This window comes from Neobacillus soli NBRC 102451 (assembly GCF_001591665.1).
Lineage (GTDB): Bacteria > Bacillota > Bacilli > Bacillales > Cytobacillaceae > Neobacillus > Neobacillus soli.
This window is the reverse complement of the sequence record NZ_BCVI01000007.1, coordinates 1-22,338: the sequence shown is the minus strand read 5'-3', so window position 1 is coordinate 22,338 and position 22,338 is coordinate 1. Positions and strand designations below refer to the sequence as shown.

General features: G+C 37.4%; 31 protein-coding genes and 2 pseudogenes. 19 read left to right on the top strand and 14 right to left on the bottom strand.

Going from position 1 to position 22,338, the window contains the following annotated elements; genetic code table 11:
- Window positions 1–8: 8 nt before the first annotated feature.
- On the top strand, window positions 9–524 hold the full coding sequence (locus BSO02S_RS04065) for a YbaK/EbsC family protein (RefSeq protein ID WP_066062881.1): 516 nt from the start codon (window positions 9–11) through the stop codon (window positions 522–524).
- A gap of 27 nt (window positions 525–551) precedes the next feature.
- On the opposite strand, the gene BSO02S_RS28205 is transcribed toward BSO02S_RS04065, so the two are convergent.
- Window positions 552–677, bottom strand: a complete 126-nt coding sequence (locus BSO02S_RS28205; RefSeq protein ID WP_268875981.1) for a hypothetical protein — start codon at window positions 675–677, stop codon at window positions 552–554.
- A 167-nt stretch (window positions 678–844) separates the two neighbouring features.
- Here BSO02S_RS28205 and BSO02S_RS04060 point away from each other — a divergent pair, with 167 nt between their 5' ends.
- Window positions 845–1,180: a hypothetical protein gene (locus tag BSO02S_RS04060; RefSeq protein WP_235846863.1), complete on the top strand. Its 336-nt coding sequence runs from the start codon at window positions 845–847 to the stop codon at window positions 1,178–1,180.
- Between the two features lie 94 nt (window positions 1,181–1,274).
- Window positions 1,275–1,427 carry a hypothetical protein gene (locus tag BSO02S_RS27450; RefSeq protein WP_169802715.1) on the top strand — a complete coding sequence of 51 codons (153 nt, stop codon included), beginning with the start codon at window positions 1,275–1,277 and terminating at the stop codon, window positions 1,425–1,427.
- 71 nt (window positions 1,428–1,498) lie between these two features.
- Here the strand turns inward: BSO02S_RS27450 and BSO02S_RS04055 are convergent, their stop codons facing one another.
- Window positions 1,499–1,903: a hypothetical protein gene (locus BSO02S_RS04055; RefSeq protein WP_235846862.1), complete on the bottom strand. Its 405-nt coding sequence runs from the start codon at window positions 1,901–1,903 to the stop codon at window positions 1,499–1,501.
- A 206-nt stretch (window positions 1,904–2,109) separates the two neighbouring features.
- On the opposite strand from BSO02S_RS04055, the gene BSO02S_RS04050 reads away from it, so the two are divergent.
- The 9 genes and pseudogenes from BSO02S_RS04050 (at window position 2,110) to BSO02S_RS04015 (ending at window position 7,280) form a co-directional block, all read left to right on the top strand.
- Window positions 2,110–2,511: an SET domain-containing protein gene (locus tag BSO02S_RS04050; RefSeq protein ID WP_066062878.1), complete on the top strand. Its 402-nt coding sequence runs from the start codon at window positions 2,110–2,112 to the stop codon at window positions 2,509–2,511.
- A gap of 176 nt (window positions 2,512–2,687) precedes the next feature.
- Window positions 2,688–3,221 (top strand): annotated as a pseudogene (locus tag BSO02S_RS04045) (sigma-70 family RNA polymerase sigma factor).
- A 3-nt stretch (window positions 3,222–3,224) separates the two neighbouring features.
- On the top strand, window positions 3,225–3,635 hold the full coding sequence (locus BSO02S_RS04040) for a PadR family transcriptional regulator (RefSeq protein WP_066062875.1): 411 nt from the start codon (window positions 3,225–3,227) through the stop codon (window positions 3,633–3,635).
- A 7-nt stretch (window positions 3,636–3,642) separates the two neighbouring features.
- Window positions 3,643–4,915, top strand: a pseudogene (locus BSO02S_RS04035) (FtsW/RodA/SpoVE family cell cycle protein).
- Between the two features lie 81 nt (window positions 4,916–4,996).
- The gene (locus BSO02S_RS26095) at window positions 4,997–5,164 is read left to right on the top strand and encodes a C40 family peptidase (protein ID WP_084374884.1); all 168 of its coding nucleotides are present in this window, start codon (window positions 4,997–4,999) and stop codon (window positions 5,162–5,164) included.
- 134 nt (window positions 5,165–5,298) lie between these two features.
- Window positions 5,299–5,640, top strand: a complete 342-nt coding sequence (locus tag BSO02S_RS04030; RefSeq protein ID WP_066062872.1) for a replicative helicase loader/inhibitor — start codon at window positions 5,299–5,301, stop codon at window positions 5,638–5,640.
- A 182-nt stretch (window positions 5,641–5,822) separates the two neighbouring features.
- The gene (locus tag BSO02S_RS04025; RefSeq protein WP_066062869.1) at window positions 5,823–6,257 is read left to right on the top strand and encodes a hypothetical protein; all 435 of its coding nucleotides are present in this window, start codon (window positions 5,823–5,825) and stop codon (window positions 6,255–6,257) included.
- A 246-nt stretch (window positions 6,258–6,503) separates the two neighbouring features.
- Window positions 6,504–6,785, top strand: a complete 282-nt coding sequence (locus BSO02S_RS04020) for a hypothetical protein (protein ID WP_066062866.1) — start codon at window positions 6,504–6,506, stop codon at window positions 6,783–6,785.
- 57 nt (window positions 6,786–6,842) lie between these two features.
- Complete coding sequence (locus tag BSO02S_RS04015) at window positions 6,843–7,280, top strand: GNAT family N-acetyltransferase (protein ID WP_066062863.1); 438 nt, start codon at window positions 6,843–6,845, stop codon at window positions 7,278–7,280.
- Window positions 7,281–7,326: 46 nt separating this feature from the next.
- Here BSO02S_RS04015 and BSO02S_RS04010 read toward each other — a convergent pair whose 3' ends face one another.
- On the bottom strand, window positions 7,327–8,376 hold the full coding sequence (locus BSO02S_RS04010; protein ID WP_142303721.1) for an ion channel: 1,050 nt from the start codon (window positions 8,374–8,376) through the stop codon (window positions 7,327–7,329).
- Window positions 8,377–8,561: 185 nt separating this feature from the next.
- On the opposite strand from BSO02S_RS04010, the gene BSO02S_RS04005 reads away from it, so the two are divergent.
- The gene (locus BSO02S_RS04005) at window positions 8,562–8,786 is read left to right on the top strand and encodes a hypothetical protein (protein WP_066062855.1); all 225 of its coding nucleotides are present in this window, start codon (window positions 8,562–8,564) and stop codon (window positions 8,784–8,786) included.
- 34 nt (window positions 8,787–8,820) lie between these two features.
- Here the strand turns inward: BSO02S_RS04005 and BSO02S_RS04000 are convergent, their stop codons facing one another.
- The 5 genes from BSO02S_RS04000 to BSO02S_RS03980 all read right to left on the bottom strand — a co-directional run bounded on the left by BSO02S_RS04000 (window position 8,821) and on the right by BSO02S_RS03980 (window position 11,615).
- Window positions 8,821–9,039, bottom strand: a complete 219-nt coding sequence (locus BSO02S_RS04000; RefSeq protein WP_425320403.1) for a hypothetical protein — start codon at window positions 9,037–9,039, stop codon at window positions 8,821–8,823.
- 48 nt (window positions 9,040–9,087) lie between these two features.
- Window positions 9,088–9,330: a hypothetical protein gene (locus BSO02S_RS03995; RefSeq protein WP_439951372.1), complete on the bottom strand. Its 243-nt coding sequence runs from the start codon at window positions 9,328–9,330 to the stop codon at window positions 9,088–9,090.
- Window positions 9,331–9,387: 57 nt separating this feature from the next.
- Complete coding sequence (locus tag BSO02S_RS03990; protein WP_066062850.1) at window positions 9,388–9,618, bottom strand: hypothetical protein; 231 nt, start codon at window positions 9,616–9,618, stop codon at window positions 9,388–9,390.
- A gap of 249 nt (window positions 9,619–9,867) precedes the next feature.
- The gene (locus BSO02S_RS03985; RefSeq protein WP_066062847.1) at window positions 9,868–10,545 is read right to left on the bottom strand and encodes an SOS response-associated peptidase; all 678 of its coding nucleotides are present in this window, start codon (window positions 10,543–10,545) and stop codon (window positions 9,868–9,870) included.
- A gap of 251 nt (window positions 10,546–10,796) precedes the next feature.
- Complete coding sequence (locus BSO02S_RS03980; protein ID WP_235846861.1) at window positions 10,797–11,615, bottom strand: DUF2935 domain-containing protein; 819 nt, start codon at window positions 11,613–11,615, stop codon at window positions 10,797–10,799.
- A 198-nt stretch (window positions 11,616–11,813) separates the two neighbouring features.
- On the opposite strand from BSO02S_RS03980, the gene BSO02S_RS03975 reads away from it, so the two are divergent.
- Window positions 11,814–12,839 (top strand): polysaccharide deacetylase family protein, encoded by a 1,026-nt coding sequence (locus tag BSO02S_RS03975; RefSeq protein WP_235846860.1) that lies wholly within the window; start codon window positions 11,814–11,816, stop codon window positions 12,837–12,839.
- Window positions 12,814–13,044, top strand: coding sequence for a hypothetical protein (locus BSO02S_RS03970; protein ID WP_066062846.1), 231 nt, complete (start codon window positions 12,814–12,816; stop codon window positions 13,042–13,044). Before BSO02S_RS03975 ends, BSO02S_RS03970 begins: the two co-directional genes overlap by 26 nt.
- A gap of 273 nt (window positions 13,045–13,317) precedes the next feature.
- Here the strand turns inward: BSO02S_RS03970 and BSO02S_RS03965 are convergent, their stop codons facing one another.
- The gene (locus tag BSO02S_RS03965; RefSeq protein WP_066062843.1) at window positions 13,318–13,710 is read right to left on the bottom strand and encodes a thiol-disulfide oxidoreductase DCC family protein; all 393 of its coding nucleotides are present in this window, start codon (window positions 13,708–13,710) and stop codon (window positions 13,318–13,320) included.
- A 282-nt stretch (window positions 13,711–13,992) separates the two neighbouring features.
- Between BSO02S_RS03965 and BSO02S_RS03960 the strand changes: the two genes are divergently transcribed.
- Window positions 13,993–14,364, top strand: coding sequence for a DUF2500 domain-containing protein (locus tag BSO02S_RS03960; RefSeq protein WP_066062841.1), 372 nt, complete (start codon window positions 13,993–13,995; stop codon window positions 14,362–14,364).
- A 148-nt stretch (window positions 14,365–14,512) separates the two neighbouring features.
- On the opposite strand, the gene BSO02S_RS03955 is transcribed toward BSO02S_RS03960, so the two are convergent.
- The gene (locus tag BSO02S_RS03955; protein WP_066062839.1) at window positions 14,513–15,607 is read right to left on the bottom strand and encodes a DUF4236 domain-containing protein; all 1,095 of its coding nucleotides are present in this window, start codon (window positions 15,605–15,607) and stop codon (window positions 14,513–14,515) included.
- A 186-nt stretch (window positions 15,608–15,793) separates the two neighbouring features.
- Here BSO02S_RS03955 and BSO02S_RS03950 point away from each other — a divergent pair, with 186 nt between their 5' ends.
- A complete protein-coding gene (locus BSO02S_RS03950) occupies window positions 15,794–16,867 on the top strand; it encodes an NAD(P)H-dependent flavin oxidoreductase (RefSeq protein WP_066062836.1) in 1,074 nt (357 codons plus the stop codon).
- Between the two features lie 241 nt (window positions 16,868–17,108).
- Window positions 17,109–17,768 (top strand): phosphatase PAP2 family protein, encoded by a 660-nt coding sequence (locus BSO02S_RS03945; RefSeq protein WP_066062833.1) that lies wholly within the window; start codon window positions 17,109–17,111, stop codon window positions 17,766–17,768.
- Window positions 17,769–17,946: 178 nt separating this feature from the next.
- On the opposite strand, the gene BSO02S_RS03940 is transcribed toward BSO02S_RS03945, so the two are convergent.
- The 4 genes from BSO02S_RS03940 to BSO02S_RS03925 form a co-directional block, all read right to left on the bottom strand.
- Window positions 17,947–18,615 (bottom strand): YwrJ family protein, encoded by a 669-nt coding sequence (locus tag BSO02S_RS03940; RefSeq protein ID WP_066062830.1) that lies wholly within the window; start codon window positions 18,613–18,615, stop codon window positions 17,947–17,949.
- Between the two features lie 179 nt (window positions 18,616–18,794).
- Window positions 18,795–19,994: a hypothetical protein gene (locus BSO02S_RS03935; protein ID WP_066062825.1), complete on the bottom strand. Its 1,200-nt coding sequence runs from the start codon at window positions 19,992–19,994 to the stop codon at window positions 18,795–18,797.
- A 59-nt stretch (window positions 19,995–20,053) separates the two neighbouring features.
- A complete protein-coding gene (locus tag BSO02S_RS03930) occupies window positions 20,054–20,578 on the bottom strand; it encodes a hypothetical protein (protein WP_066062822.1) in 525 nt (174 codons plus the stop codon).
- Window positions 20,579–20,735: 157 nt separating this feature from the next.
- Window positions 20,736–21,809: a CotH kinase family protein gene (locus BSO02S_RS03925; RefSeq protein WP_066062818.1), complete on the bottom strand. Its 1,074-nt coding sequence runs from the start codon at window positions 21,807–21,809 to the stop codon at window positions 20,736–20,738.
- Window positions 21,810–21,987: 178 nt separating this feature from the next.
- Here BSO02S_RS03925 and BSO02S_RS03920 point away from each other — a divergent pair.
- On the top strand, window positions 21,988–22,338 hold a 351-nt coding region (locus tag BSO02S_RS03920; RefSeq protein ID WP_176686090.1), incomplete at its 3' end, for a hypothetical protein.

Below are 22,338 nucleotides of genomic sequence, written 5' to 3'. Positions count from 1 at the left end.
TGAATAAGGTGTCATTAGAAAGTGTAAAAACCCATTTTAAACAATGGAATCGTGATATGGACGTAATGGAATTTCAAACATCGAGTGCTACAGTGCATCAAGCTGCCGACACAATTGGTGTCATCCCAGCACGTATTGCCAAGACCTTATCCTTTAGGGGAGCAGAGGAAACAGCCATCTTGATTGTCGCTGCCGGTGATGCAAAGATTGATAACAAGAAGTTTCGGCAAAAATTTGGCTTCAAGGCACGGATGCTCACGCCTGATGAGGTGCTTGAACAAACGGGACATGCCATTGGCGGTGTTTGCCCTTTTGGCCTAAAAAATAATCTTGAGGTTTACCTCGATGTTTCCATGAAACGGTTCGAGACACTATACCCAGCTTGTGGCAGCAGCAATTCCGCCATTGAATTATCAAAGGATGAATTATTCCAATTTTCATTTGCTAGGGAATGGATAGATGTTTGCAAAGGTTGGGAGGAAGGCGAAAAGCCTACAAAAGTAATGCAACAGATCGAAGGATAAACGTAAAAAGGCTAGAGATTCTTTTCTTTAATAGAAAGGTTCTTTAGCCCTTTTTATTAAATTACCTATTCTTTTTTCATTGGTTCCAAAAGCGTGAGCGTAAAACTCCACTGCTTCGCGACAATTTCCATTAAAATTAAGATCATCAGACATATTCAATTCCCCTTTGCATCAAAATTTTAATCATGTGTAATCGTAGGTGGTATACAAACCATATTCCGGACCTAGATTTATATAAATAAATTTGTAACTGGGTGAATATAATTACTATAATGCTTATTTTGAATTTTTCATTCATTATCATGGAAAGAAGGTATTAGATGATGAAATTCAAAATACATCGGTGTAATTGTCGGAAGATATGGTCCGTTCAAAACAGAAAAACAAGGTTTACAGCATGTACAATTCTTCTTTATGGTAAGTGGAATACTGAATTAAAACCCGAAAGGAAAAGTAATCCAAAAGGATTTGTGACCGCAAATGGAAAAGATGATGTGATAATTAATCCTACTATCGAATTAGTGGAGCAGTTTGAAAAAGTAGCAAAGCTGATTTATGACAAACAGAACATTTATTTCAATGTGAAACAGGGGGAAAATTTATTTTTTGCGGAAGATGGAACCTGTTATATTTTAAAAAAACTAAACACTGATTAATTAGGTGGATTAACCAGGTCAAGATTACACAAACTATATTTTAGTGGAACTGTGGTTTTACTAATAAGAGGTGGAAAATTGGAGGCAGTCATTTATGACGGAGGACGGTAAGAAAGAATCGGTCAATATCATTTCTAATGATGCCATACGTGGCAAGCCCTATCTAGATATTGACCGTGTCATTAATGAAGGTACATCAAGTGGCTCCGCTCATTTACGAGATGAGAGCACAAAAATTTCGGAATAAACTTAGAAAGAACCCACAACCATCTAATAGGTGGTTGTGAGTTCTTTTAATGACTCTTTTTCTAAAGGTCCTTATCTCGGTGTTAACGGTTTAACGGATATGGCGGGGGAGTATGTTGTTGTGATACAGTCCTCTAATTGATTAGAACTTAGTAATCCTAAATTAAGGGCAGCTTTAATTTTTGTATCGTCAGGTTTTTTTACTACCTGAAGTAAATCATTCAACTGTAATTCCTCTAGCCTTTTAACGGTTACTTCCTCATTATATTTTTCTGTTTTTCGAATTTGCCGTTGCAGCTTGTAGCCGCTAATCATTATTTCCCCTTTATGATTTGAACCCACTAAATTGTTAAAATAAGTTTGAAAAAGATCTTTTAATTCATTCATTTCAATTTCAATTTCTTTTTTCTGCTTATTTAGCTCGTAATACCTGACCAACATCTCACCTGTTATCAAGGACTGATTGTTTTTTAACAAAATCCTCGCCTCCCTACGAACGTATATTCCATTTTATGCTTTCTATCTGAAAAAATGACTGTTTTAGATAATCGACCAAAGGAATATATTTTTTTCTCTTGGTGTCAGGCACCATGGAAAGAAAAAACATTTGCTTTCTGGATTAGAAAATGGCAAGCTTATTATGATTAAAAACTCTACTGGAAAGAACGTTATAGGTGATTAACATGATTGAGATTAAATCTTCAAAGCTAAGTGATGGGGAATTTAATAGAGGGGTATTTGCGACACAAGATATTGCAAAAGGTGAGTTAATTCATGAAGCGCCGGTTATTGCTTATCCCAATGAGGAACATGTTCATATAGAAAAAACGTTATTAGCTGATTACGCATTCGAATATGGTATCAACCACACGGCATTTGTTTTAGGCTATGGTATGTTATTTAACCATTCGTATCAGCCCAATGCCACGTATGAAATTAATTTTCCAAATCATACGTTTGACTTCTACGCTTACAAGGATATTAAAGCAGGAGAAGAGATCCTCATCAATTATAATGGCGATGAAGATGACAACGAACCACTTTGGTTTAATAAAGATGAAAATGGCAATTCCGAAAATGAATAAATAAGAATGAGGATAGATGAAAGCAGTTTTTAATGCTTGATCTATCCTTTTTTCATGGAAATATAGAGGGCAATTACCTATTGATTTTTTCGTTTGGAAAGGATTTTTATATCTTTTTAAAAACTTCTTGGAGATGTAGGTCGTCTAAGATATAGCAAGGGGGGGGGGGGCCAATTGTGGACGAATTAACAGCAGAAGTGATAGAAACAGTGGATAAGGAAGAACTAATAGACGAAATTATGGATAGATATGGGCAGGAAATCCTGCAGCTTGTTTATTCCTATGTCAAAAATAAAGGGCTTGCTGAGGATTTAACGCAGGAGATCTTTATCAAGTGCTATAAAGCCCTTCATACATAGAGTGGCAAATCTAAGTTACGAACTTGGTTGTGGCGCATTGCTATTAATCATTGTAAGGATTACCTGAAAAGCTGGTATAACAAGAACGTCGTCATTACGGATGAAGAACCGGCAAACAACATAACGAAAAAAGAAATGGTCGAGCAGGTTGTGATCCAAAAAGAGGCAGATGATGAATTAATTTCAGCCATCATGACACTGCCAATTAAATACAGAGAAGTGATCTATCTCTTTTATTATGAGGAATTGCCGATTAAAGAAATTTCCGTGTTAACCGAAACGGGTGATAACACGGTGAAAACAAGGCTGAAACGCGCCAAAGAACTTCTGAAAGAACGATTGGAGGAATAAGGCATGGAAGACCGTTTAAAAAATTTAAAAAAGTCATTGGATCGAACTACTTTTTCGGAATTAAACTTTACTGCGGAGCATCGTAAAAAAATACACGATAAGATTAATAAGCAAGACGAAACGGAGGAAGATATCCTTCTAGCCGTCATGCAGATCCTTACCCAAGAAAAAACCGGCTTCGAATTAGCCAAACTCATAAGGGGGCGAGGTATTCAAAAATTCGAAGACAACGAAGGATTTTTATATACTTTAATACATCGTTTGGAACAGACCGGGTGTTTACAATCAAAATGGGACCTAGAGTCGGGGGCTAAATATTATCAGTTAACTGATAAAGGAAGAAAAATATTGCAAAAGGCCGAAAAAAGTCATCCGAAAAAACGTTGGGCATTAAAGGAATTATTGGAGGGTTGAGGCGGGCGTGGAAAATAAAAAAGATCTTTTTTTAAATGAGGTCACCAATCAAATTAAAGCGAAGGAAGCAAAGAAATATGTGGCTGATGAATTAGGCTATCATTTAAAAGAGGCCAAGAATTTGTGGATGGAGAAAGGATTAACGGAAATAGAGGCAGAGAATAAGGCAGTTGAGCAGATGGGGAGCCCTACCATGTTAGGGAAACAACTGAATAAGCTCCATAAGCCAAAAATAGATTGGCTGCTGCTAGTCCTGTTGGTCACGACTTTTGGTCTCGGATTTTTACCGATGTTTTCGCTTGGCTATATGAATGAGACACCTTTTTTAATCAATAAAACCATTACTGTCCTACTTGGTGGTGCGGCAGCTTTGGGAATCATGTTACTGGATTATCGAAAATGGAAGAATCTTGGATGGTTATTCTACACAGCGGGGTTGCTCATTCTCATCGGTATAAGAGTTTTTTCAAATACCTCAATAAATGGAGTTCCGCTGCTAAAAATACCATCTATTATTACAATTGAAAGCTCAATGGCTTTACCATTCTTTTTCCTAGCCTGGGGAAACATTTTTCAATAACGAAAGGTTGAAGGTTTGGGAGTTTGTCCTTTTGTTTTTAATTCCTTTCTTTTTATTCTTTACAGCACAAAACATTCCAACTACATTCATCTACACGGTGATGGTATTTGTGATGCTTTGGTGGAGCAAATTTAGCCGAAAAATAATAATGTTAGTTTCAGGTTTAACAGGAGGTTTACTCCTGGCTTTAGGAATTATCACTCTTCAGAATCAGGTTTATCAAAGAGAAAGACTACTGGCATTATTAAACCCTGAAAAGTATTCAAATGGAGCGGGATTCATGGTATTGCGAATAAAAGAAATAATGTCAAAAGCGGGCTGGTTTGGTAACCCTAGGGATCAAGAATTTATCCCGGACGCTCAAACAAATTTTGTCTTTGTAACCTTTACCTACTACTATGGCTGGCTTTTGGCCATTGGACTTGTTTTCATACTCTCACTATTTGCTGCAAGAATCATTGTTGTCAAATCTAAAACAAACGATTTATATGGAAGACTTCTACTAATTGGTGCGGTTGCACTTTATACGGTTCAGCTTGTATGCAATATTTGCATGGCATTTGGTTTTTTTCCACCAACCGCGATGTCCTTGCCATTTATAAGCTATGGATTGATGCCTACCATATTTAATGCCATTTTAATCGGTGTTGTGTTAAGCGTATACCGTCGTAAGGATTTTGTTTCAACTCGCTTTAGCTAGGAATGAACCTGCCTCGTTCTTCGAAAGAGCAATACAAAACTTGGTAAAGCCTTATTAAAGAAGAACCTTAAAGAAGGAGATTTGGTTTTCTTTAATACGAATGGTAAAGATGTATCGTTTGTAGGGATTTATCTTGGAAATAACAAATTTATTACTGTCTCAGTCAGCAAAGGTGTTTCCATCCAACCATTAGATACAAAATATTGGAAAGATCGTTATGTTGGCGCGAAAAGAGTCCTGAAGGAATAACCATTGAATTATCATTAATAGTAACGAGCTTGGAGGCCACTTCTAAGCTCTTTTTTGTGTTTGTAAAAGGAATATTATGTAAAAACTAGCAGGTGGAACGTCTAATTACGAAAAAAATTTTTTGGAGTGATTGAATGACGAAGCAAGAGGTAATCAAACTTTTAGTGTTAATTGAATCAGTATATTCTTCCTGTTTAACAAGGGGCGAAACAGTGCTCCATTGGTTCAAATTTTGCCAGGAATTAGATTATAAAAAAGTGATGGGCAATCTTCAAAATCATATTAGAAATAGTCCTTATCCGCCTACAATCGCAGAAATTGCCGTATTTAAAACAGATAGGAATGCTTTATCTGAAGAATTAGAAACGTGGATTTTGGAAAGGAGTGGAATTGAACAAGATAGCGGAAATGAAATCCGCAGACCAATATCAGCATGGATGTGTGAGTATATTCCAAGAAAATTAACTCAAAGCTGAGAACATCCAGAAAGGTGCAATTTTTTAAGAAACTTTTGTCTCGAGATGTGCTTACCCTAGTCCATATTTTTTTAAAACGTTCCTTCTCCCAATTTGTATAGATAAAATAGGACATCTGCCCATGCCTTTTCTATCTTTCAACATAGTCTAGACTGTAACCTATATAAAGGAGAGATGCTCAAATGAACGATATGAGACAATTTATGGGAGGATTCCCGGGCGGCATGGGAGGATATCCAGGCATGAGTGGTTATGGAGGCATGGGAGGATACCCAGGCATGAGTGGCTATGGAGGCATGGGAGGATACCCAGGCATGGGTGGTTATGGAGGCATGGGAGGATTCCCAGGCATGGGCGGTTATGGAGGTATGGGAGGATACCCAGGCATGGGTGGTTATGGAGGCATGGGAGGATTCCCAGGCCATGGCGGTTATGGCGGTTGGGATGGCTACCATGGTCACGGTGGCTATGGGGGCTGGGGAGGATATCCAGGTCATGATGGACATGGAGGCTGGGGAGGATACCCAGGTCATGATGGACACGGAGGCATGGGAGGATTCCCGGGCCATGATGGACATGGAGGCATGGGAGGATTCCCGGGTCAACATGGTATGTAAGCATAAGAAAACCCTCCAATAAATTTTTATAATAAAAAAATGTTTCATCCAAAATAAAAAGATTATATTGTGGGATGCCCAATCTGAATTCGGCAACAATGAAAGGCCTTGATAAATTTCAAGGCTCTTTTCAATTGAACATTTTGTTTAAACTAATAAAGGAATTAACCGAAACTTAAAGAATATAAAATAGAGATACTGTGTTTTTATATTGTGTTGATGAAAAGCCTGAATGGGGGGAATAAAATGTATGTTGCATTAATGATTTTGGTTGGATTAGCCTTAATCATTTCATTCCTTCAATTTTTACTAAATCGGAAATGGACACTGATCTATACTGCGATTGGATATGAAAACTATTTTGGTGTGATTGGAAAGTTAAAAAAGGCAGGTGTTAAATATAAAAGCAAAACTCCCATGAATTTCAGAGTCGACGCTCGTTTTAAAGATAATACACAGTATGATATTTACGTTAAAAAGGAAGACGAGCATTTTGCCAATAAAGCATTGCAAGCAGCTAACCAATGATTAGGTTTAATATGTTGAATGAAAAGGGATAAAAATTCATGATTGGGGGATTCAAAAATGATTATCCAAAGAGCTACGATTAATGATCTTGATTCGTTAATTGAACTGTTTGATTTGTATCGAGTTTTTTATGAACAAACGTCTGATATGGAAGCGGCAAGGGAGTTTTTGAAGGCCAGATTAATTAATGAGGAGTCCGTAGTTTTTTTCGCTAAAGAGGGGAATCATCCACTTGGCTTTGTCCAGCTTTTTCCATCGTTTTCATCTGTCAGTATGAAGCGATCATGGGTATTAAACGATTTGTATGTCAAAGAACAGACCCGCGGAAAAGGAATAGGAGAGGAATTAATAAAAACAGCGATTGATTTTGCTAAGGAAACAGGAGCAAAAGGAGTTTTGCTTGAGACAACTAAGGAAAACAAAACCGCTCAAAGACTCTATGAAAAAATTGGTTTTATCAGAGAATCGAATTATTTTTATTACTTTTCCATTTGAAAAAGGAGAGGTTGTCTCAGAAGGGGATTTCTTGGGACATTCTCTTTTATTTTTCTTCGGTTGACTTAAAATGAGAGATTGTTTCTTTATCACAAATAACGAAAAGCTGGGCATCCTCGGGAATAAGCTTGTCTAATTTTTGGTTTATGTAAAGGTCGCCTCTGTCTGCAACAAGAGTTGCGCCTTTATTCAGAAGGTCTAAAAAGGCATCACGGTATGTTTTCCATTCCTCTTGTTTTGGAATCTCATACATGGCCTCTCCATATTGAATGGTCATTAACTCAGAATACATATGGGTTACGCCATGCGAAAATAAAGATCGTACTGCTGCATGAGAAATCATTTCTTGGGTAGGGATAAATTCATCGACCTTGACATGCTTGAATAAGGGGATATGCTTTTGATTGATCACCTCGGCAGTGACATGGATAGACTTTTTGAATTTTTCTTCAATCGATGTGATTGCTGTTGCGACTAATAATGTTTTCCCATCAACAAGAAGTGGATCCTTTGTCGCATAGTTGTCCTGCGTGATTTGATCTGCAAAAATGATGACTCCCTTAGCCGTCGGTAAATTTGCATCTAAGAGTGTTTCTTCGTCCGTTGCATCGCCGCGAACATAAAACAGCCGCTCCTCCATCAAAGGGGCTTTTTCCAAAACATCGATGATAACAATATCAATCTTTTTGTCGGATCTTAATATTTCTTCGATCGCTAATTTCGATTTTGCATTCCATCCAACCAGAATGATATGATTTTTGCCCGTATATTTCATTTTGCCCCCCACTTTAAGTTTATCAATCAAATAGGCAGAATTGATTACCTTTCCAATAAAAACACTAACAAGACCAATTCCTGTGATATAAAGAATGATTGTATATACTTTGCCAAGATCTGTAACCGGTGTATAATCGCCAAACCCAACCGTTGCAAGTGTGGTAAGTACCCAATAGATAGAGGTAATATATGATTCGAAAGTGTGCGGCTCAATCAAATAAACAACAAATGCCGCGATTAATATGTATAAAATAAAAAACGGTAAAAAGATTTTATTCCGAAGTTTAATCAGGTAATAGAGCAGTTTTTTCAGTGTCATTCCCACCAGTTACTTGTCCCGCCTTTTTAAGTTATAGAATAACCTTATATTTTCCCAAATTTGACAAATAATTAGCGCAAAAGGAATTTTCGTTTTGTTTAACAGCGACAATTGAAATTCTTTCATTTTATTATCAATAAATCTGCTAATTTAAAATATTGTATAGTTAGGGGGGATGATATTTCTTGAAAAATTTAGTGCTCACCAATGATGTATTAAATGGAAAAGTATATATGATCGAAATGCAAGGTGGTGAGATTAGCTCCTTTCGTGTCTTAAACGAGACACCCACGCATTATATTCTTTCTTATTCAACAAATGAAACAGTAGAAGTATTTGAAAAAGAAAAAAATGAGGTCATCGGCATTTTTGAAGTTCGCGAATGGTGGGATTCCAAGGGGAAGAAATGATTATAAAAAAATAGCTGGAGAAATCCAGCTATTTTTAAAGGATACTATTTTTCACAATGGAGGTATCACTAATGTCAGAATCTAAAATAGAGGAGATGGGGATAATTATAGGTACAAAATCACCATTTTGCTCGCCATAACCTTGGTTTCGTTTATAGGATACGAAGTGGTCAATCAACTGGTTGGGTCCCATATTCAATACCGATCCATGGTCAATAGCATTGACTTTTAGCCCTCCAAGATTGACAATCATCGGTGCGAAGATCAAATGGATCACTCCTTGTAATAAATCCCAGCTTCTTTAAATAACGCTGTTTTTCGCGGTATTGCTGTCAGCTACGTCAGGATCAACTACCCATGAAATGGGGATGTTAACAGGTGATAAATCACCATTTTGTTCCCCAACTCCTTGGTTTCTCTTATAGGAAACGAACTGATCAATAAATTGATTGGGTCCCAAATTAATGAAGGCGGAATTATCCACTGAATTTACCTTAAATCCCAAGAAATTGATGGCCATCGGTGCGATATTCAACAAAATCACTCCTATGCGCTTTTTAGTTTGTACGATAAAAATTAGTATTTTTTCAAATGTTTTTTATTAAATGGTATTTTTTATCGTTGGTGAATCGATTTCATCGTCATCGAATGTAATGCCAATGGGAAAAGTGATTGTAGAAAAGTCAGCCAATTGTTGTCCAAACCCTTGATTCTTTTTGGCGCGGACATTTTTTCCCTTTACAAAATTTGATCCCAAGAAAATAGCACTTTTATGTTCACAGCTGTTTATTTTCAGATTGCCAATATTGACTACAGTGGGGATAAAAAACATCCTATTTCTCCTTTCTTCGTCCCGATTCGCTTAAATCTTTGCGTATTCTTATAATATATTCTTTGAAAATGATAATAAGACCAAATTGTTGGAAGGATACATCGTGTGTGGAAATCCACAAAAAAAAGAAAGTGGTGGAAACCACTTTCGAAGAAGGAAAACTTTTATGGGTTAGTACATCATATGAACGAGCTTGTACGTGCATGTAGTGAACATGTCCATTTTTAAAAGATTTTCTAAAAAAGGGCGCTAACAAATCTTTTGAATAAGCTGAACGTTGTTATTCTTGGGTGAATTGACTAAGGAAGATACTTCATATGTCTCCATTAAATTTTCATCGAAGGGGACAAGTAATTGATTTAGTTGATTCGTGTCAGAAATGGTTGGATCTAGCCAAGCTTTTTCATCCTCATGTTTCAAAATAACCGGCATCCGGTCATGAATATCTTCCATTAATGCATTTGGTCCGGTTGTGATCACAGAACAAGTGTAAAGAGTTTTTCCCTCCGGAGATTTCCAGCCTTCCCAAATGCCCGCCATCGCAAACAATTCATCAGATTTTAGTTTAATGCGCATCGGGGTTTTGGTTTTGTCCTCATGGCGTTTCCATTCATAGAAGCTGTCGGCGATGATTAAGCAGCGCTTCTTTTTGAAGGCATTTCGAAAGCTTGGTTTTTCAGCAAGGGTCTCGGCCCGGGCATTAATCATCTTATTGGCAATGGACTTATCCTTTGCCCATGGCGGTATTAAGCCCCATTTTAAAAAGCCCATCCGGTTGGATTTCCCATCATTAATAATGGCTAATACCGCCTGTGAGGGGGCAATATTGTAGCTGGGAGAATAATTTTCTTCCTCAAGGAACGATTGAATATCGAAACGATCAATGATTTCTTCAAATGTGGCAGTTAGTGTGAATCGGCCGCACATATATTTTCACCTCACCAATTGGTTAGGTTTATTGTAGCAAAATTCAACAACAAAAGCTTTTTCTATTAGAACTAATCATGGAGGGTATACCCTATAATGAGTTGGCGAGCAGGAAGAAAATAATGAGGAAGACTTTGTTGAAAAAAATGAAAGTAATCTAGATTTAATTTTACGAAACAGATAGATAGAAATGCCATACCATGCTAACCGCAAAAAGAGCCGGATTTTCATCTGGCTCAGTAGTCCAATTATTAGGATATAACCCCATCTTCTAAGTTTCTCCATAGGTGATGGGCTTCTCTAGCAATATGTTCTAATAAATCCGGCGGTGAGGTTGTAACGATTGCACATTTTTTGATGAGGTCGTCTAATTCTAATTTAAATGCTTCTAAGCTCTTCGCTTCTTTTATAATCGTATTTTTGAAATGTGCTAAAGCTGGTAGCATTTCATTTCGCGGTTTGCGTATCATTGTTTTAAATGCGGTTGCCTGCATTAATAGCCGCTCAAATTTTTGCATCATATTTGTTACTTCAAAATTCACTTCATAATTCGATACATCCGAATAATGACGTATATAGCCCAGATGATCTGCCATTTGCCGTAACCAAAAGACGGTTTCGTGTATGGTTGCATCTGCCGGTGTAACGTGTCCGCCACTCTCCATCAGTTTATAGATCTTTTGGGACTCCTCAGCTTCCCGGACCATGTGGTCAAGAAGTGACACCGGTGTTGAAATAATCACATCACAATGTAAGGATTTATCCATTGTGTAGGCAATTAAACTGTGAAATTCCCGCGAAGCATGCTGGGCCTCATTGATTAAAGTACCCAGATCCCCTTGTTTCGCCTCTGCCTTTCTCCATATCACTCCCAGGCGCTGAATATTGTTCTGATTTGCACGGGCCAGCTCCAATTCGTGATGGCTTATTTCCCTATCAAAAAATCGACCATGATCATAATCATTCCGCAGCCAAAACGCGATGATCCCGTAGGCATCTCTTTCGTACTTATCTGTATAACCCATAACTCCCACCTCTATCCCTAATAGTGATTTCCCTTCTGCTTCCATAGGTGTAATTCCTTTATTTATTCAACTGATTCATCTAGATTTTACCCATAAATCACCAATAGATTGTATGCGCCTTGGGCATCTTTTATGTCGGTGGTCGAAATCACGATAAAAACCCTTTGAATATCCATCCAATAGTATAGTCCCTTAGTCCTCGGGGAACTTAATATCATTAAGTTACTTAATGGAGGATTATTAATGATACATAGCAAGCGCAGTGCCAAATCCCGATTGCACTCTGAAGAGGGAAGTTTAGTCGGGATAAATAGGAAACACCTAAAATTAGGTATGATAATGTTCATAATGCTGGCGGGAGGATTTACTAGCCAATCTACAGGAATGGCTATGAGGTCTGATGTTAGAAGTGATATCTTGATTTCCCGAGAAGCTAATACAAATAGCCTGTACCAAAAAATTCAAGCGTACAGTGAGCAGAGTAGAATTGAGCCGATTGATGCAAAAGTCGACAGAATATGGAAGGCTATACCAGGGTACAATGGTCTGGAGGTAAATATAAAAGCCAGTTATAAAAAGATGAAGGCAAGTAATGATTTTGATAAAAACAAGGTCGTATATAAGGAAATATCTCCGAATGTACATTTGGAAGATTTAGAGCCTCAGCCAATCTATCGGGGCAATCCGCAAAAACCAATGGTGGCTCTGTTAATCAATGTCGCCTGGGGTAACGAGTACATCCCGGAAATCCTCAAAATTCTAAATAAACATCAAGTCAAAGCAACGTTTTTCTTTGATGGAAGTTGGGTTGAAAAGAACCCAGAGCTGGCAATCATGATTAATAAAGAAAACCATGAAATTGGCAATCATGCTTATAGTCATCCAGATCTTAAGCAACGCTCAATGACCGATACAATAGAAGAATTGCAAAAAACGAATGACGTAATTAAAGCAACCCTTGGCAAGAAACCGAAGTGGTTTGCACCGCCAAGCGGCAGTTTTAATCAAGGGACGATTAATATAGCTCATCAGCTTAACATGAAAACCATTCTTTGGACGGTCGATACAGTGGATTGGAAAAAACCAGCGCCAGCAGAAATGGTTCGAAGTGTTGTAACAAAGGTAGGTAATGGATCAATGGTCCTAATGCATCCCACAATGCCTGTTGCGGTAGGGCTGAAGGATATGATATCGGAAATAAAAGCAAAGGGCTACCAACTTGGTACAGTAAGTGACCTAATGAGTGAAAAACGGATTTCGCTTAACTAATTTAGAAAAAGGTCAAGAACGAATTGAACGAAAAATTAATAGTATTCCCGCCCAATGCGAAAGGCTCGAAACTTCAATAGATGATAATATAAAACGGTTATCACATATTCAGGAACGACAACAATTGGTTATCGAAACACTTTCAGCTCGTTCCATCCAACAAGAAGCGGCTATTAAGGAATTGAATCTTATTACAAAAAAGTAATTAGCTTGTTAGATCTTATTGTGTCACTGTGTCTTTCGAACCACTTTTGCTCTTTACAGCATTAAATCATTGAATGAATATTTAGAAAATGGTAAAATTAACTTGTTTAAATTCTTCTGAGTTTAGACCTCCTAATTGGGAATTTGGCCTAGACCTCCAAGTTCTCGTTTGAACCTTTGAATCTTATTTCAAAGGTTCTTTTTTCTATTTAAAAAGAATAGGCAATCAAATTTTTTAGGAAATCACTTGGAAAAACAGGTTTTATTTAAGTTGTTAGTCCAAAAATCTGTTTTTCCATTCCGGTAATGGGAGCATGCAGCTTTCTTTTTTTCCAAACCATTTATAACGGTTATTGGCAATGAAATCGTATAGTGGGTCCCGAATTAAGCCGGGAATAATGAGGAAAATCGTTAACACTTTCCATGAACCACTTAAGACCTTGCAGACACGTAAAGCTGCGTTTGTTTTTACATAGACCTTTTCATCTTCAATTAAAACAAAGCTGTTTAGATCTGGATTCAAGCGGTGCATTTTTAAGAGCCTTTGACCTGTCTCACCTTGGAGGGAAGCAAATTTAAAATGGCCGCCGGGATCCCTTTTTAAAATAAATTGGACACTGCTATTGCAAAGATTACAAACACCATCAAATAAAATAATTCGTTCCACTGCTTCACCAACTTTTTACTAATCGTATGTTACTAATTAGCTTAGCATATTTTCTTTTTCTGTACTCATTGGAAGTTACTAATATAAAGAAATTCCAAAATAATCTTGCTATGACAAAATGCTTCGTTTATTTTTGAAATAGGAAAAAGATGCATTATTTTTCCTTAACTAGTGGGGGATGGCCTTGAAACTAAAATTATTTTACATAACCTGAAACGGAACTCTATAATAATACGTATTTATAAACTATAGATATTATAAAAACATAAGGGGGATGGAGAAATGGATTTTAACGAAGGATTTGATATGTTTAATATTATGGTAATTATTTTCCCACTATTTTTTATCCTTATTGCTGGAATTATACTTTTTGTGTTTATTAAGGGTATAAAGGAATGGAGTAAAAATAATAAACAACCGCGCCTTAACGTTGATGCGGTAGTTGTGTCAAAGAGAACGGAAGTGAGTGGCGGAGGAACTGACCATCATTCTAGTACATGGTACCACGTCACCTTTCAAGTTGAAAGCGGCGACCGGATGGAATTCAGCGTCAACGGCCGGGAATACGGACTATTGGCTGAAGGCGATACCGGTGAACTCGTTTTCCAGGGCACAAGATACCATACATTTACCCGGAAACAAACAAGCGCATAAGGTCAAAAAGAGAAACCGGTAAAACCGGTTTCTCTTTTTGATCCATTGATGTCCGCCTCAGGTGGACAAAATTACTGAAGTGTCCACGAGTGGTGCCTGACACCAAGAAATTGACACCAAGAACTGACACCAAGAACGAAAAAGTAATTTAATTTAGAGCTGTCCCCACGTCATCGAAGCCTTGGGTTTTTTTGAATTTCATTTTGTGTGGGAAGTTTGCTAGTGCGTCTGATGGGTCAAATTGTGTAAAGTTTAAACGATTGATTGTTCCCCGGTCATATTTAACAGAGAGAATCGTTATCTTTTCTATGTAGCCGGTGGCAGGATTTAGACGATCCTCATTGGCATGGACAAAAACGTAGTATATAGGTAATAATGCAAACATGTCTCTTGCAATCCGTAGGGCACAGCTGCACACATAATCTTGATAGATATCAAAATAGGTTGATTTGGGAAGACTCTTTTCGGATAATTTTCCTGTTTTCGTTAAGGACAGTGCTTTTTCAGGTACAACAGTTTCCGCATTCACATCAACAGAAATATGGATGGCATTCGGGTCATCTGTCCCAAATTCGAATCCGCTTCCAAACTCAACTAGATCATCGAATGGGGAGAACTCTTGGATTACCTCGAAAAACGCATCAATGTCACGATTAAGCATCCTTCCCGCAATGGTATTCATGTGCTGCCAACCATTCAAAAGTTCTAGGTCTTTCACCTTTGCCCTTTCAGTTTCTTCGTAAAAATGCCGCATTTTCGTTTCATCTCGATGCAAAAGGCGATCCATTAAGCTGGGTTGATAGGCTTGTTGCTGTTGTCGTACAGCTAGAGTATTTGGACCGTCCTGCCCGTTTTGAAAAGGCGGTTGACGACGAGAAACTTCTTGCCAATTGATAGGATTATCACATTCATGGTGAATGGAACGAATCTGGTCAAGTCTATTTTCATATAAATCTACTTGAAGCCTTGCGTATTCCAACTCCTGCAGTTTCTGCTGCTCCTTTTGCACCCTGGCCAACTCACTCTTGCGTTGATAGGCTGGTGTCTTATATGATTTTCCTCCGGATGAAGTGGTGTAATATAATCCGGAACCCGGTATGCCAACACTCGTTGTTCTTCTGCCGCTGCTATTGACAGAATATCTTAATCCATGGCCGCCAACACTTAGACCAACGCCTGTTTTCCCTAAATTCATTCTTACCCCGGGTGCTATTTTAAAGCTTTTTCTAAAACGTAAGCCCATCCTAAGTACCCCTTCCATTTTCCTATGTTACCTTAAATTATGTCATTAAAAAGGTCCCTTTACAATAATTGGCGGTGCGGTTTGCAGTAAATTTTATAGAATTAAGCACATTCTTCAACTATGTTATAAAGATTGTTTATAATTAAAAGTATAAAATTTATTAAGCTAAGGTGGAATTTAAAAGTTATGTGGGAAAATGGTTTAACAAAATTATTAAAGATCAAGTACCCAATCATCCAGGCGCCAATGGCGGGAGGGGTAACATCGTCTGAATTAGTGGCAGGAGTCTCAAATACAGGTGGGCTTGGAATGATTGGGGCAGGGTATATGAGTCCGGATCAAATGCAAAATCAAATTAGAGAAATCCGCCAATTAACAGATAAGCCTATTGGAGTCAATTTATTTCTTCCATCTAACTATACAGCCAATGAAGAGAAACTACATAAAGCTAAAGCTTTATTACAGTCGGTAAAGGAAAAATTTAATATTGAAAAAGAGCCGGTTCTCCCCGCCCATGAACAGGACATAAAAACTTTTAATGAACAACTGAATATAATTATAGAAGAAAAAGTCCCAATTTGTTCGTTCACGTTCGGTTTGCCTTCTCCAGAGGTTGTGGTGAAAATGAGGGAGTTTGGAATTATTATGATTGGCACAGCGACCACTGTTCAAGAAGCATTGATGAATGAGAAGGCTGGAATGAATGCTGTCGTTGTTCAGGGGTCGGAGGCAGGGGGACATCGCGGCACGTTCCACACCGAAGAAAAGCATTCATTAATTGGCTTGATGTCACTTATCCCCCAGGTGGCTGATCGTATTAATCTTCCACTTATAGCGGCAGGGGGAATCATGGACGGAAGAGGAATAATGGCTGCAAAATGCCTCGGAGCAGTAGGGGTACAGATGGGTACCGCCTTTCTTGTTTGTGAGGAAAGTGGGGCGAACACCCTTCACAAGGAGGCAATCATAAACGCATCAGAAGAAGAAGTCATATTGACCAAAGCTTTCTCAGGAAAAATGGCCAGAGGCCTAAACAATACCTTTATTGAAGAGATGAGTAGATATGAAGACGTCTTCCCAGAATATCCTTTGCAAAACGAACTGACGAAAGAAATAAGAAAAGCTTCCGCGGCAAACGGTACCACAGAATACATGTCACTTTGGTCAGGACAAAGTCCCCGAATAGCAAAAAAACTTACCGTCCGGGAACTTATGAATAACATCGTGATGGATGTAGAAAAAACACGTGGAAGTCTATAATTGTCCACCCACCGTGGACAAATAAGGCGATATGTCCACGAGTGGTGCCTGACACCATTCGAAACACAAATCGAAACACCATTAGTAACGCAATTATTCACCAAAAAGTGGAGTTAGTAAAAGATAATGGATAATTCATGTATTTACAACTTATTTATGGTACTATAGAAGTGCTTCGACATTATTCTGGCTAGTAGACTGGTAATTTAGTCGAGATGTTCAAAAAATGGAGGGAAAAAATTTGAATAGATTAATAAAAAAGGCTCCCTTCTTACTATTTTTGTTGGTGATTCCTCTTTTGGCCAAAATCTACGAATTATTAAATAACCGAACACATAAAGCTGTTGATATTTCCTCTTCAATCGACCAAGCCATTCCTTTTTTGTCGATTTTTATCATTCCCTATATTCTTTGGTATGGATATATTTTTTGTTATTTAATTTACTTTTGTTTTAAGGATACAAAAGTTTACCTAAAAACGTTGAGTTTGATCGTTGTGGCAGAGCTTGTTTGCTTTGCAGTTTATTTCTTTTTTCAGACAACAGTCCCGAGACCAACAATAGTTGGTGATAATTTACTTAACAATCTTGTTCAGTGGATTTACACAAATGACCGCCCCGTTAATTGTTTCCCAAGTATACATGTGCTAACGACATTTGCCATTATGCTTGCTTCTCTTCATATTAAAAATAAACATCTATTAAACAATTTATGTATTCATGTTATTGGGAGCTTGATCATCATATCGACGCTTTTTGTCAAGCAGCATGTGATTTTAGATATGATTGGTTCCATGTTCTTAGTTACTTTTCTTTATGGAATTTCGTTTGAATTTTTATCCATTCGTGTGGCTCAAAAAACCAAGACCATTTATGTGAAGAACAATAGTTTAGAAGAATAAACAAAAAACGGGCATACTCTGTCCGTTTTTATTTTTTTAACAAATAACGCACAAAAGGACTTAGTTATTGACCAATAAATGCGCCTATAAAAAGAGTGTCGACCAATAGACACTCTGTTGTGGTTGTTACATATGAATAAAAGCTTGTTTACTTAAAAGGCACAAAATTCAGGACTGATTACGTCATATGAACGGTTTTTATATGTTGAAGATTTAGATAGACCGGATCTTCTTTTGCACTGATTAATTCTATAAAATTGTTCTTGATTCCTTGAATCTTTCCAATCACATTCTCGTTTTCACCAATATTAAAGACAATTAAATCTCCTGTTAATTTTTCAATTTGAACTTCAAAGGACCTTGCAAAGGTTAAATTGCTGGGGTTTACTGGAAGATTTGCGTTACTCAGACCATAAGGCCGCTGGTTATTTGTGTAAGGTATTAACCATTTTAGATGGTTAAGGGAGATAAACATGGTTTTGTAAATAGGAGAGTAAAATACAAAGTAGTTATTCATGATACTGATTATATATCCATGCAGCGCTTGGTTACTAGTTACATATATTTCTGTAAAAATCCCCTTAGCGGCCGTTAGGGTTTTTCTTAATGATATTTCATCGTTATGACTATAGATTGGTGTTGGTTCGTCATTTATGGTGATTTCATCAATTTCGTCCTGTTTTAAAAATTGCCAATTTTGAATATGGACAGTAGGAATATAAAGGTAGTCATATCCATTGAAAACAACCCATAAATCACTGCCGATATCACAGAGCAGACCGCTTATGTTTTTCTTTCCCGATATCTCGAGTTTAATATACTTGCCGCAGTTATCTTTTAATTTCATTTACTCACTTCCTTTCCTTTGTTTTTCCTTTACAAATAGAGGTGGGCTGAAAAAACACTACAATTGAGATGTAAAATACGAAAAGGCCTGCCCAGCTCATATTTGTATGGTGTCTTGTGGATGTTTTGGATGGTATGAATTGAGAGTTATTTTCATCATTACTTAAAGAAAGTCATCAATTAAAATCTTAATGTTCGATTGTTTCTATTCGGCCAACCGGCAAATGGGAAAGCTCGTTGGTTCTCGCGCGGAACGGGTTCCCCTGAAAAACGAAAGGCCTTCGTTTCCTGATCTTTTTGTTTCCATACACTTTTTGTACTTGGCTCATCGGTTATCGTAGTTTCCGTTTTCTTCGCCACTTGATTTTGGGTAGTGACTGGTTTAGCGGCAGTTGTTGTCTCTTGGCTTTTTGAAGATTTTCCTTCCTTCTTTTGTAATTGTAATGGTGGTGCTGGTTTATTTTCTGTTTTTACAATTGAAGCTGTTTCTTTTACAGGTTTCATTTCCTTTTGTGATTCAACAGGTTTCGATTTGGTCACTTTTGGTTCTTCCGCCTTTTTAACTTTTGCAGGTGTTTCATTGATTGTATTTTTTAATTCAGTAACAGCTTTAACCGCTGGGACTTCTTCCACCTGAATTTTTTTATACTCTTGGGTATCTGCTATAATTTCATCCTTGGTTTGTGTTATCGTATTTTCCGTCTTGATTGGCTCCGACCAAACCATTGTATTATTTGGTTCAACGATATCCACTAGTGGAGCAGTCATTTCTTTGTTTTCAGACTTTTCCTGGTGCAATTCAGGTGTTTCGTTTTTACTTTGATTATTGATATCTGTTGTTTTATTAGCGCTTGTTTGGGTAGTAAGATCAGCTTTATTGCTAGAATCACTTTTATTCGTTTCGGAATCTCCCTTGGCTTTCGTGAGTTCTTTCGTTGCTTCGGGCTTTGTTACTTCTTCTTTTATAAATCCTTTTAAGATGTTGGATATATGTGTAAGTTTAATTAATATTCGCTCTTCACCATTAATTAATGTCGCAAAGTCCGTATCAATCTCACTTAAAACACCGCTAAAACTTTGTTTGTTGATGCACAGCATCGTGACCCAGGAATGTTGAAAAGAATGGAGAAGTTCCGTTAAACTCTGTGTTTTTTGAAATTTTGCCGTCGTCTTCTCAGGCTTGAACTGTCTGGTGTTTTTTGTGATGGCTTGAATTTTATCAATGTTATAATAAAAAATATATTGATTTTCGGTTTCTAATACCACATGGTCTGCCTCTACACCGATTAATTTGCCATTAAATACTTCTTCACCTACATAAAGATTTACGTTAAAGCCAGTTAATAAATCCAGTGCAGTTGAAAATTTATCTAACCCCATGTTTTAAGCCTCCTTTAGAGTTAATTGGTCGCTTCTCTAATGGAGAAGCGACATGAAAGTTAATCGTTTTCTTCGTTGTTATCGTTATCGTCGTTATCCTCATTTTTTTGATTTTTATCGTTACCATTGGACTTCCCGGAGTCCTCTTTTTTCGGCTTTTCGACCATTAAGCCATAGCTGATGTTTCTAATATGTTTCATGGAAAACCGAACGACTTCTTCTTTAACAATCAGTGAGGCGTAATGTTTATTTACGTCACTGAGAACACCTTCTAATGATTCAGGGCCGCTGCGATTAATTTTCACCCATTGAAATCTGATACTTTCTAACAGCTTTAGAAAGTTATCAGCGGTCTTATACTCAAAATTTTCGGGAACCTTTAATCCGAACTTCATTTGATCTTTAGAGCTTTCCGTAATACTTCTGACATGATTCGTTTTATAATAAACGACCCCATCGTTTTCCGTTAATAAAACGAAATAGTCTTCAAAAACTGCCAATAATTTTCCACTTCTGGATTCTGGACCGCCCCGATCAACCCTAATTGTTTTGCCAACATGTTGATTCATCATTTCTCTATCCATAAAAGAATTATCCTCCTTTAAATTAAATAAACATTTACACTGCATCTATATGTATCACGGGGTGATGTTGTACTAATAAAGCCGCCTTTTTTCGTGGTTTTGGTAAAAAATAGGCAAAAAAAAGTATATGATATTTAACCATATACTCGTTATTTCATCAGATTTGACTCAATTGTTGGCGTAGATAAGTGTTTCTTTTTTGAATAAAATTGATAATAAACTCCTTTTCAAGACTGAATGTTTTCTCACTTACTCTTCCTTTAATAAAAGGATCAAGGGGAAGGTTAGGCACTAAATTTTGAAAAAGCTCTTCAATGATTGGCGTTTGTGTTTCAACTGTAAATTCATTTTCTAAGATGGATGAAAGAATATCCCGATAGTTCTTTTTAAAATTGGCAAAATGAAGCAATCTTCCAGTCAGGGTGTTATAGCCCGTTATGGGGACGAAGTCATGATCAAGCGGTTGTCCATGCAGGTCCCGCCCCCATGTCCCATCATAGTCCCAGGGTGTGATTTCAAAAACTCCAGTTTCTCTATTTTGATAAAGGGCATAATTGTGAATAAATCCATCAAAATTTTGCGTACAGACCACACCTGCTAACCATGTCAAATATTGATTGACATCAAGGACTTGTGTTATTTGTTTTTCAAACTCCGTATTGCTTAGGGTGTTTGTCATCGATATTAGTGCTTCTAGACTTGAAAGATCCGTTTGATCGCCATATTTCAGGGTATAGCCGTCGTCTAGGCTTGTTTTTAATTCTTTCTCGGGAGTTAATAAAGAGAAATTGGCATGATAATTTGTGGCATAAATGATCGGACCCAATGGTAATTTTCTTTTTTGTAAAAGAAATTGATCGAAGGATTCAAGCTCTAAGTAAATTCCTTTACAAAATCCATTAATATATAGCAGGATGTGTTTTGAGTGTGGAGATATTACGCCAATTCTGTCAAAGAAATCGAGGGAAAGTTTATTTCTGCTTAGTGACACATCCTTGAATTCGGCATTTAGATGGATTTCATGTGCACCATTTACAGTAAAAGGTTTTTGAAAAATAATAGTATAGGATTTCTTTTTATCTTTTCTAATCACATTTCCTCGATATGAAAGACCAACCGTATATTGGCTGCCGCCAATCTTTAGTACAGCCGGTAGATAAGTATCCATCCAAATATCCTTATCCAATTGATTTAATATTTTGGGATTTATAAATAACTCATATTTTTGCAATTTAAATACCCCTAATTATAAATATTTTTTATGAATAGTATGCTTTCTGCAAACTAATTGTGCAGTATATAGGTATTTAGTGGGAAATCTGAAAAAAATAAATGTTTGTCTATATCAAAGACCACTTCATTTCCATAAATTATCAATGAGCATAATAAATTTGGAGAGTGGTGGAAAAATGACAATGAAAATCGTCATGGAAGAATTGCTATCGCAAGCACAGGAAAATGGGGTAGTCGGTTTTTTAGATAATAATCCAGTTGAGTTCAAACTAGGCAAAAAAGGAAAGAAAGGGAAAAAGGGCAGAGGTAGCAAAGGCTCTAAAGGTAGCCGGGGATCAAAAGGCAGTCGCGGTTCGCGAGGAAGTGAAGGCTCACGCGGAAGCAGGGGAAGCCAAGGATCACGCGGTTCACGTGGAAGCCGAGGATCAGAGGGCAGCCGCGGAACAAGAGGATCTCGGGGCTCACGCGGAAACAGGGGAAGCCAGGGCTCACGAGGCAGCCGCGGATCAAGAGGATCTCGGGGCTCA

Coding starts and splice junctions, on each gene's coding strand:
- BSO02S_RS28205 (WP_268875981.1), bottom strand. CDS start 677: ATGTCTGATGATCTTAATTTTAATGGAAATTGTCGCGAAGCAGTGGAG.
- BSO02S_RS04060 (WP_235846863.1), top strand. CDS start 845: ATGATGAAATTCAAAATACATCGGTGTAATTGTCGGAAGATATGGTCC.
- BSO02S_RS27450 (WP_169802715.1), top strand. CDS start 1,275: ATGACGGAGGACGGTAAGAAAGAATCGGTCAATATCATTTCTAATGAT.
- BSO02S_RS04050 (WP_066062878.1), top strand. CDS start 2,110: ATGATTGAGATTAAATCTTCAAAGCTAAGTGATGGGGAATTTAATAGA.
- BSO02S_RS04040 (WP_066062875.1), top strand. CDS start 3,225: ATGGAAGACCGTTTAAAAAATTTAAAAAAGTCATTGGATCGAACTACT.
- BSO02S_RS04030 (WP_066062872.1), top strand. CDS start 5,299: ATGACGAAGCAAGAGGTAATCAAACTTTTAGTGTTAATTGAATCAGTA.
- BSO02S_RS04025 (WP_066062869.1), top strand. CDS start 5,823: ATGAACGATATGAGACAATTTATGGGAGGATTCCCGGGCGGCATGGGA.
- BSO02S_RS04020 (WP_066062866.1), top strand. CDS start 6,504: ATGTATGTTGCATTAATGATTTTGGTTGGATTAGCCTTAATCATTTCA.
- BSO02S_RS04015 (WP_066062863.1), top strand. CDS start 6,843: ATGATTATCCAAAGAGCTACGATTAATGATCTTGATTCGTTAATTGAA.
- BSO02S_RS04010 (WP_142303721.1), bottom strand. CDS start 8,376: ATGACACTGAAAAAACTGCTCTATTACCTGATTAAACTTCGGAATAAA.
- BSO02S_RS04000 (WP_425320403.1), bottom strand. CDS start 9,039: ATGATTGTCAATCTTGGAGGGCTAAAAGTCAATGCTATTGACCATGGA.
- BSO02S_RS03990 (WP_066062850.1), bottom strand. CDS start 9,618: ATGTTTTTTATCCCCACTGTAGTCAATATTGGCAATCTGAAAATAAAC.
- BSO02S_RS03985 (WP_066062847.1), bottom strand. CDS start 10,545: ATGTGCGGCCGATTCACACTAACTGCCACATTTGAAGAAATCATTGAT.
- BSO02S_RS03980 (WP_235846861.1), bottom strand. CDS start 11,615: ATGGAAGCAGAAGGGAAATCACTATTAGGGATAGAGGTGGGAGTTATG.
- BSO02S_RS03975 (WP_235846860.1), top strand. CDS start 11,814: ATGATACATAGCAAGCGCAGTGCCAAATCCCGATTGCACTCTGAAGAG.
- BSO02S_RS03960 (WP_066062841.1), top strand. CDS start 13,993: ATGGATTTTAACGAAGGATTTGATATGTTTAATATTATGGTAATTATT.
- BSO02S_RS03955 (WP_066062839.1), bottom strand. CDS start 15,607: ATGGGCTTACGTTTTAGAAAAAGCTTTAAAATAGCACCCGGGGTAAGA.
- BSO02S_RS03950 (WP_066062836.1), top strand. CDS start 15,794: ATGTGGGAAAATGGTTTAACAAAATTATTAAAGATCAAGTACCCAATC.
- BSO02S_RS03940 (WP_066062830.1), bottom strand. CDS start 18,615: ATGAAATTAAAAGATAACTGCGGCAAGTATATTAAACTCGAGATATCG.
- BSO02S_RS03935 (WP_066062825.1), bottom strand. CDS start 19,994: ATGGGGTTAGATAAATTTTCAACTGCACTGGATTTATTAACTGGCTTT.
- BSO02S_RS03930 (WP_066062822.1), bottom strand. CDS start 20,578: ATGGATAGAGAAATGATGAATCAACATGTTGGCAAAACAATTAGGGTT.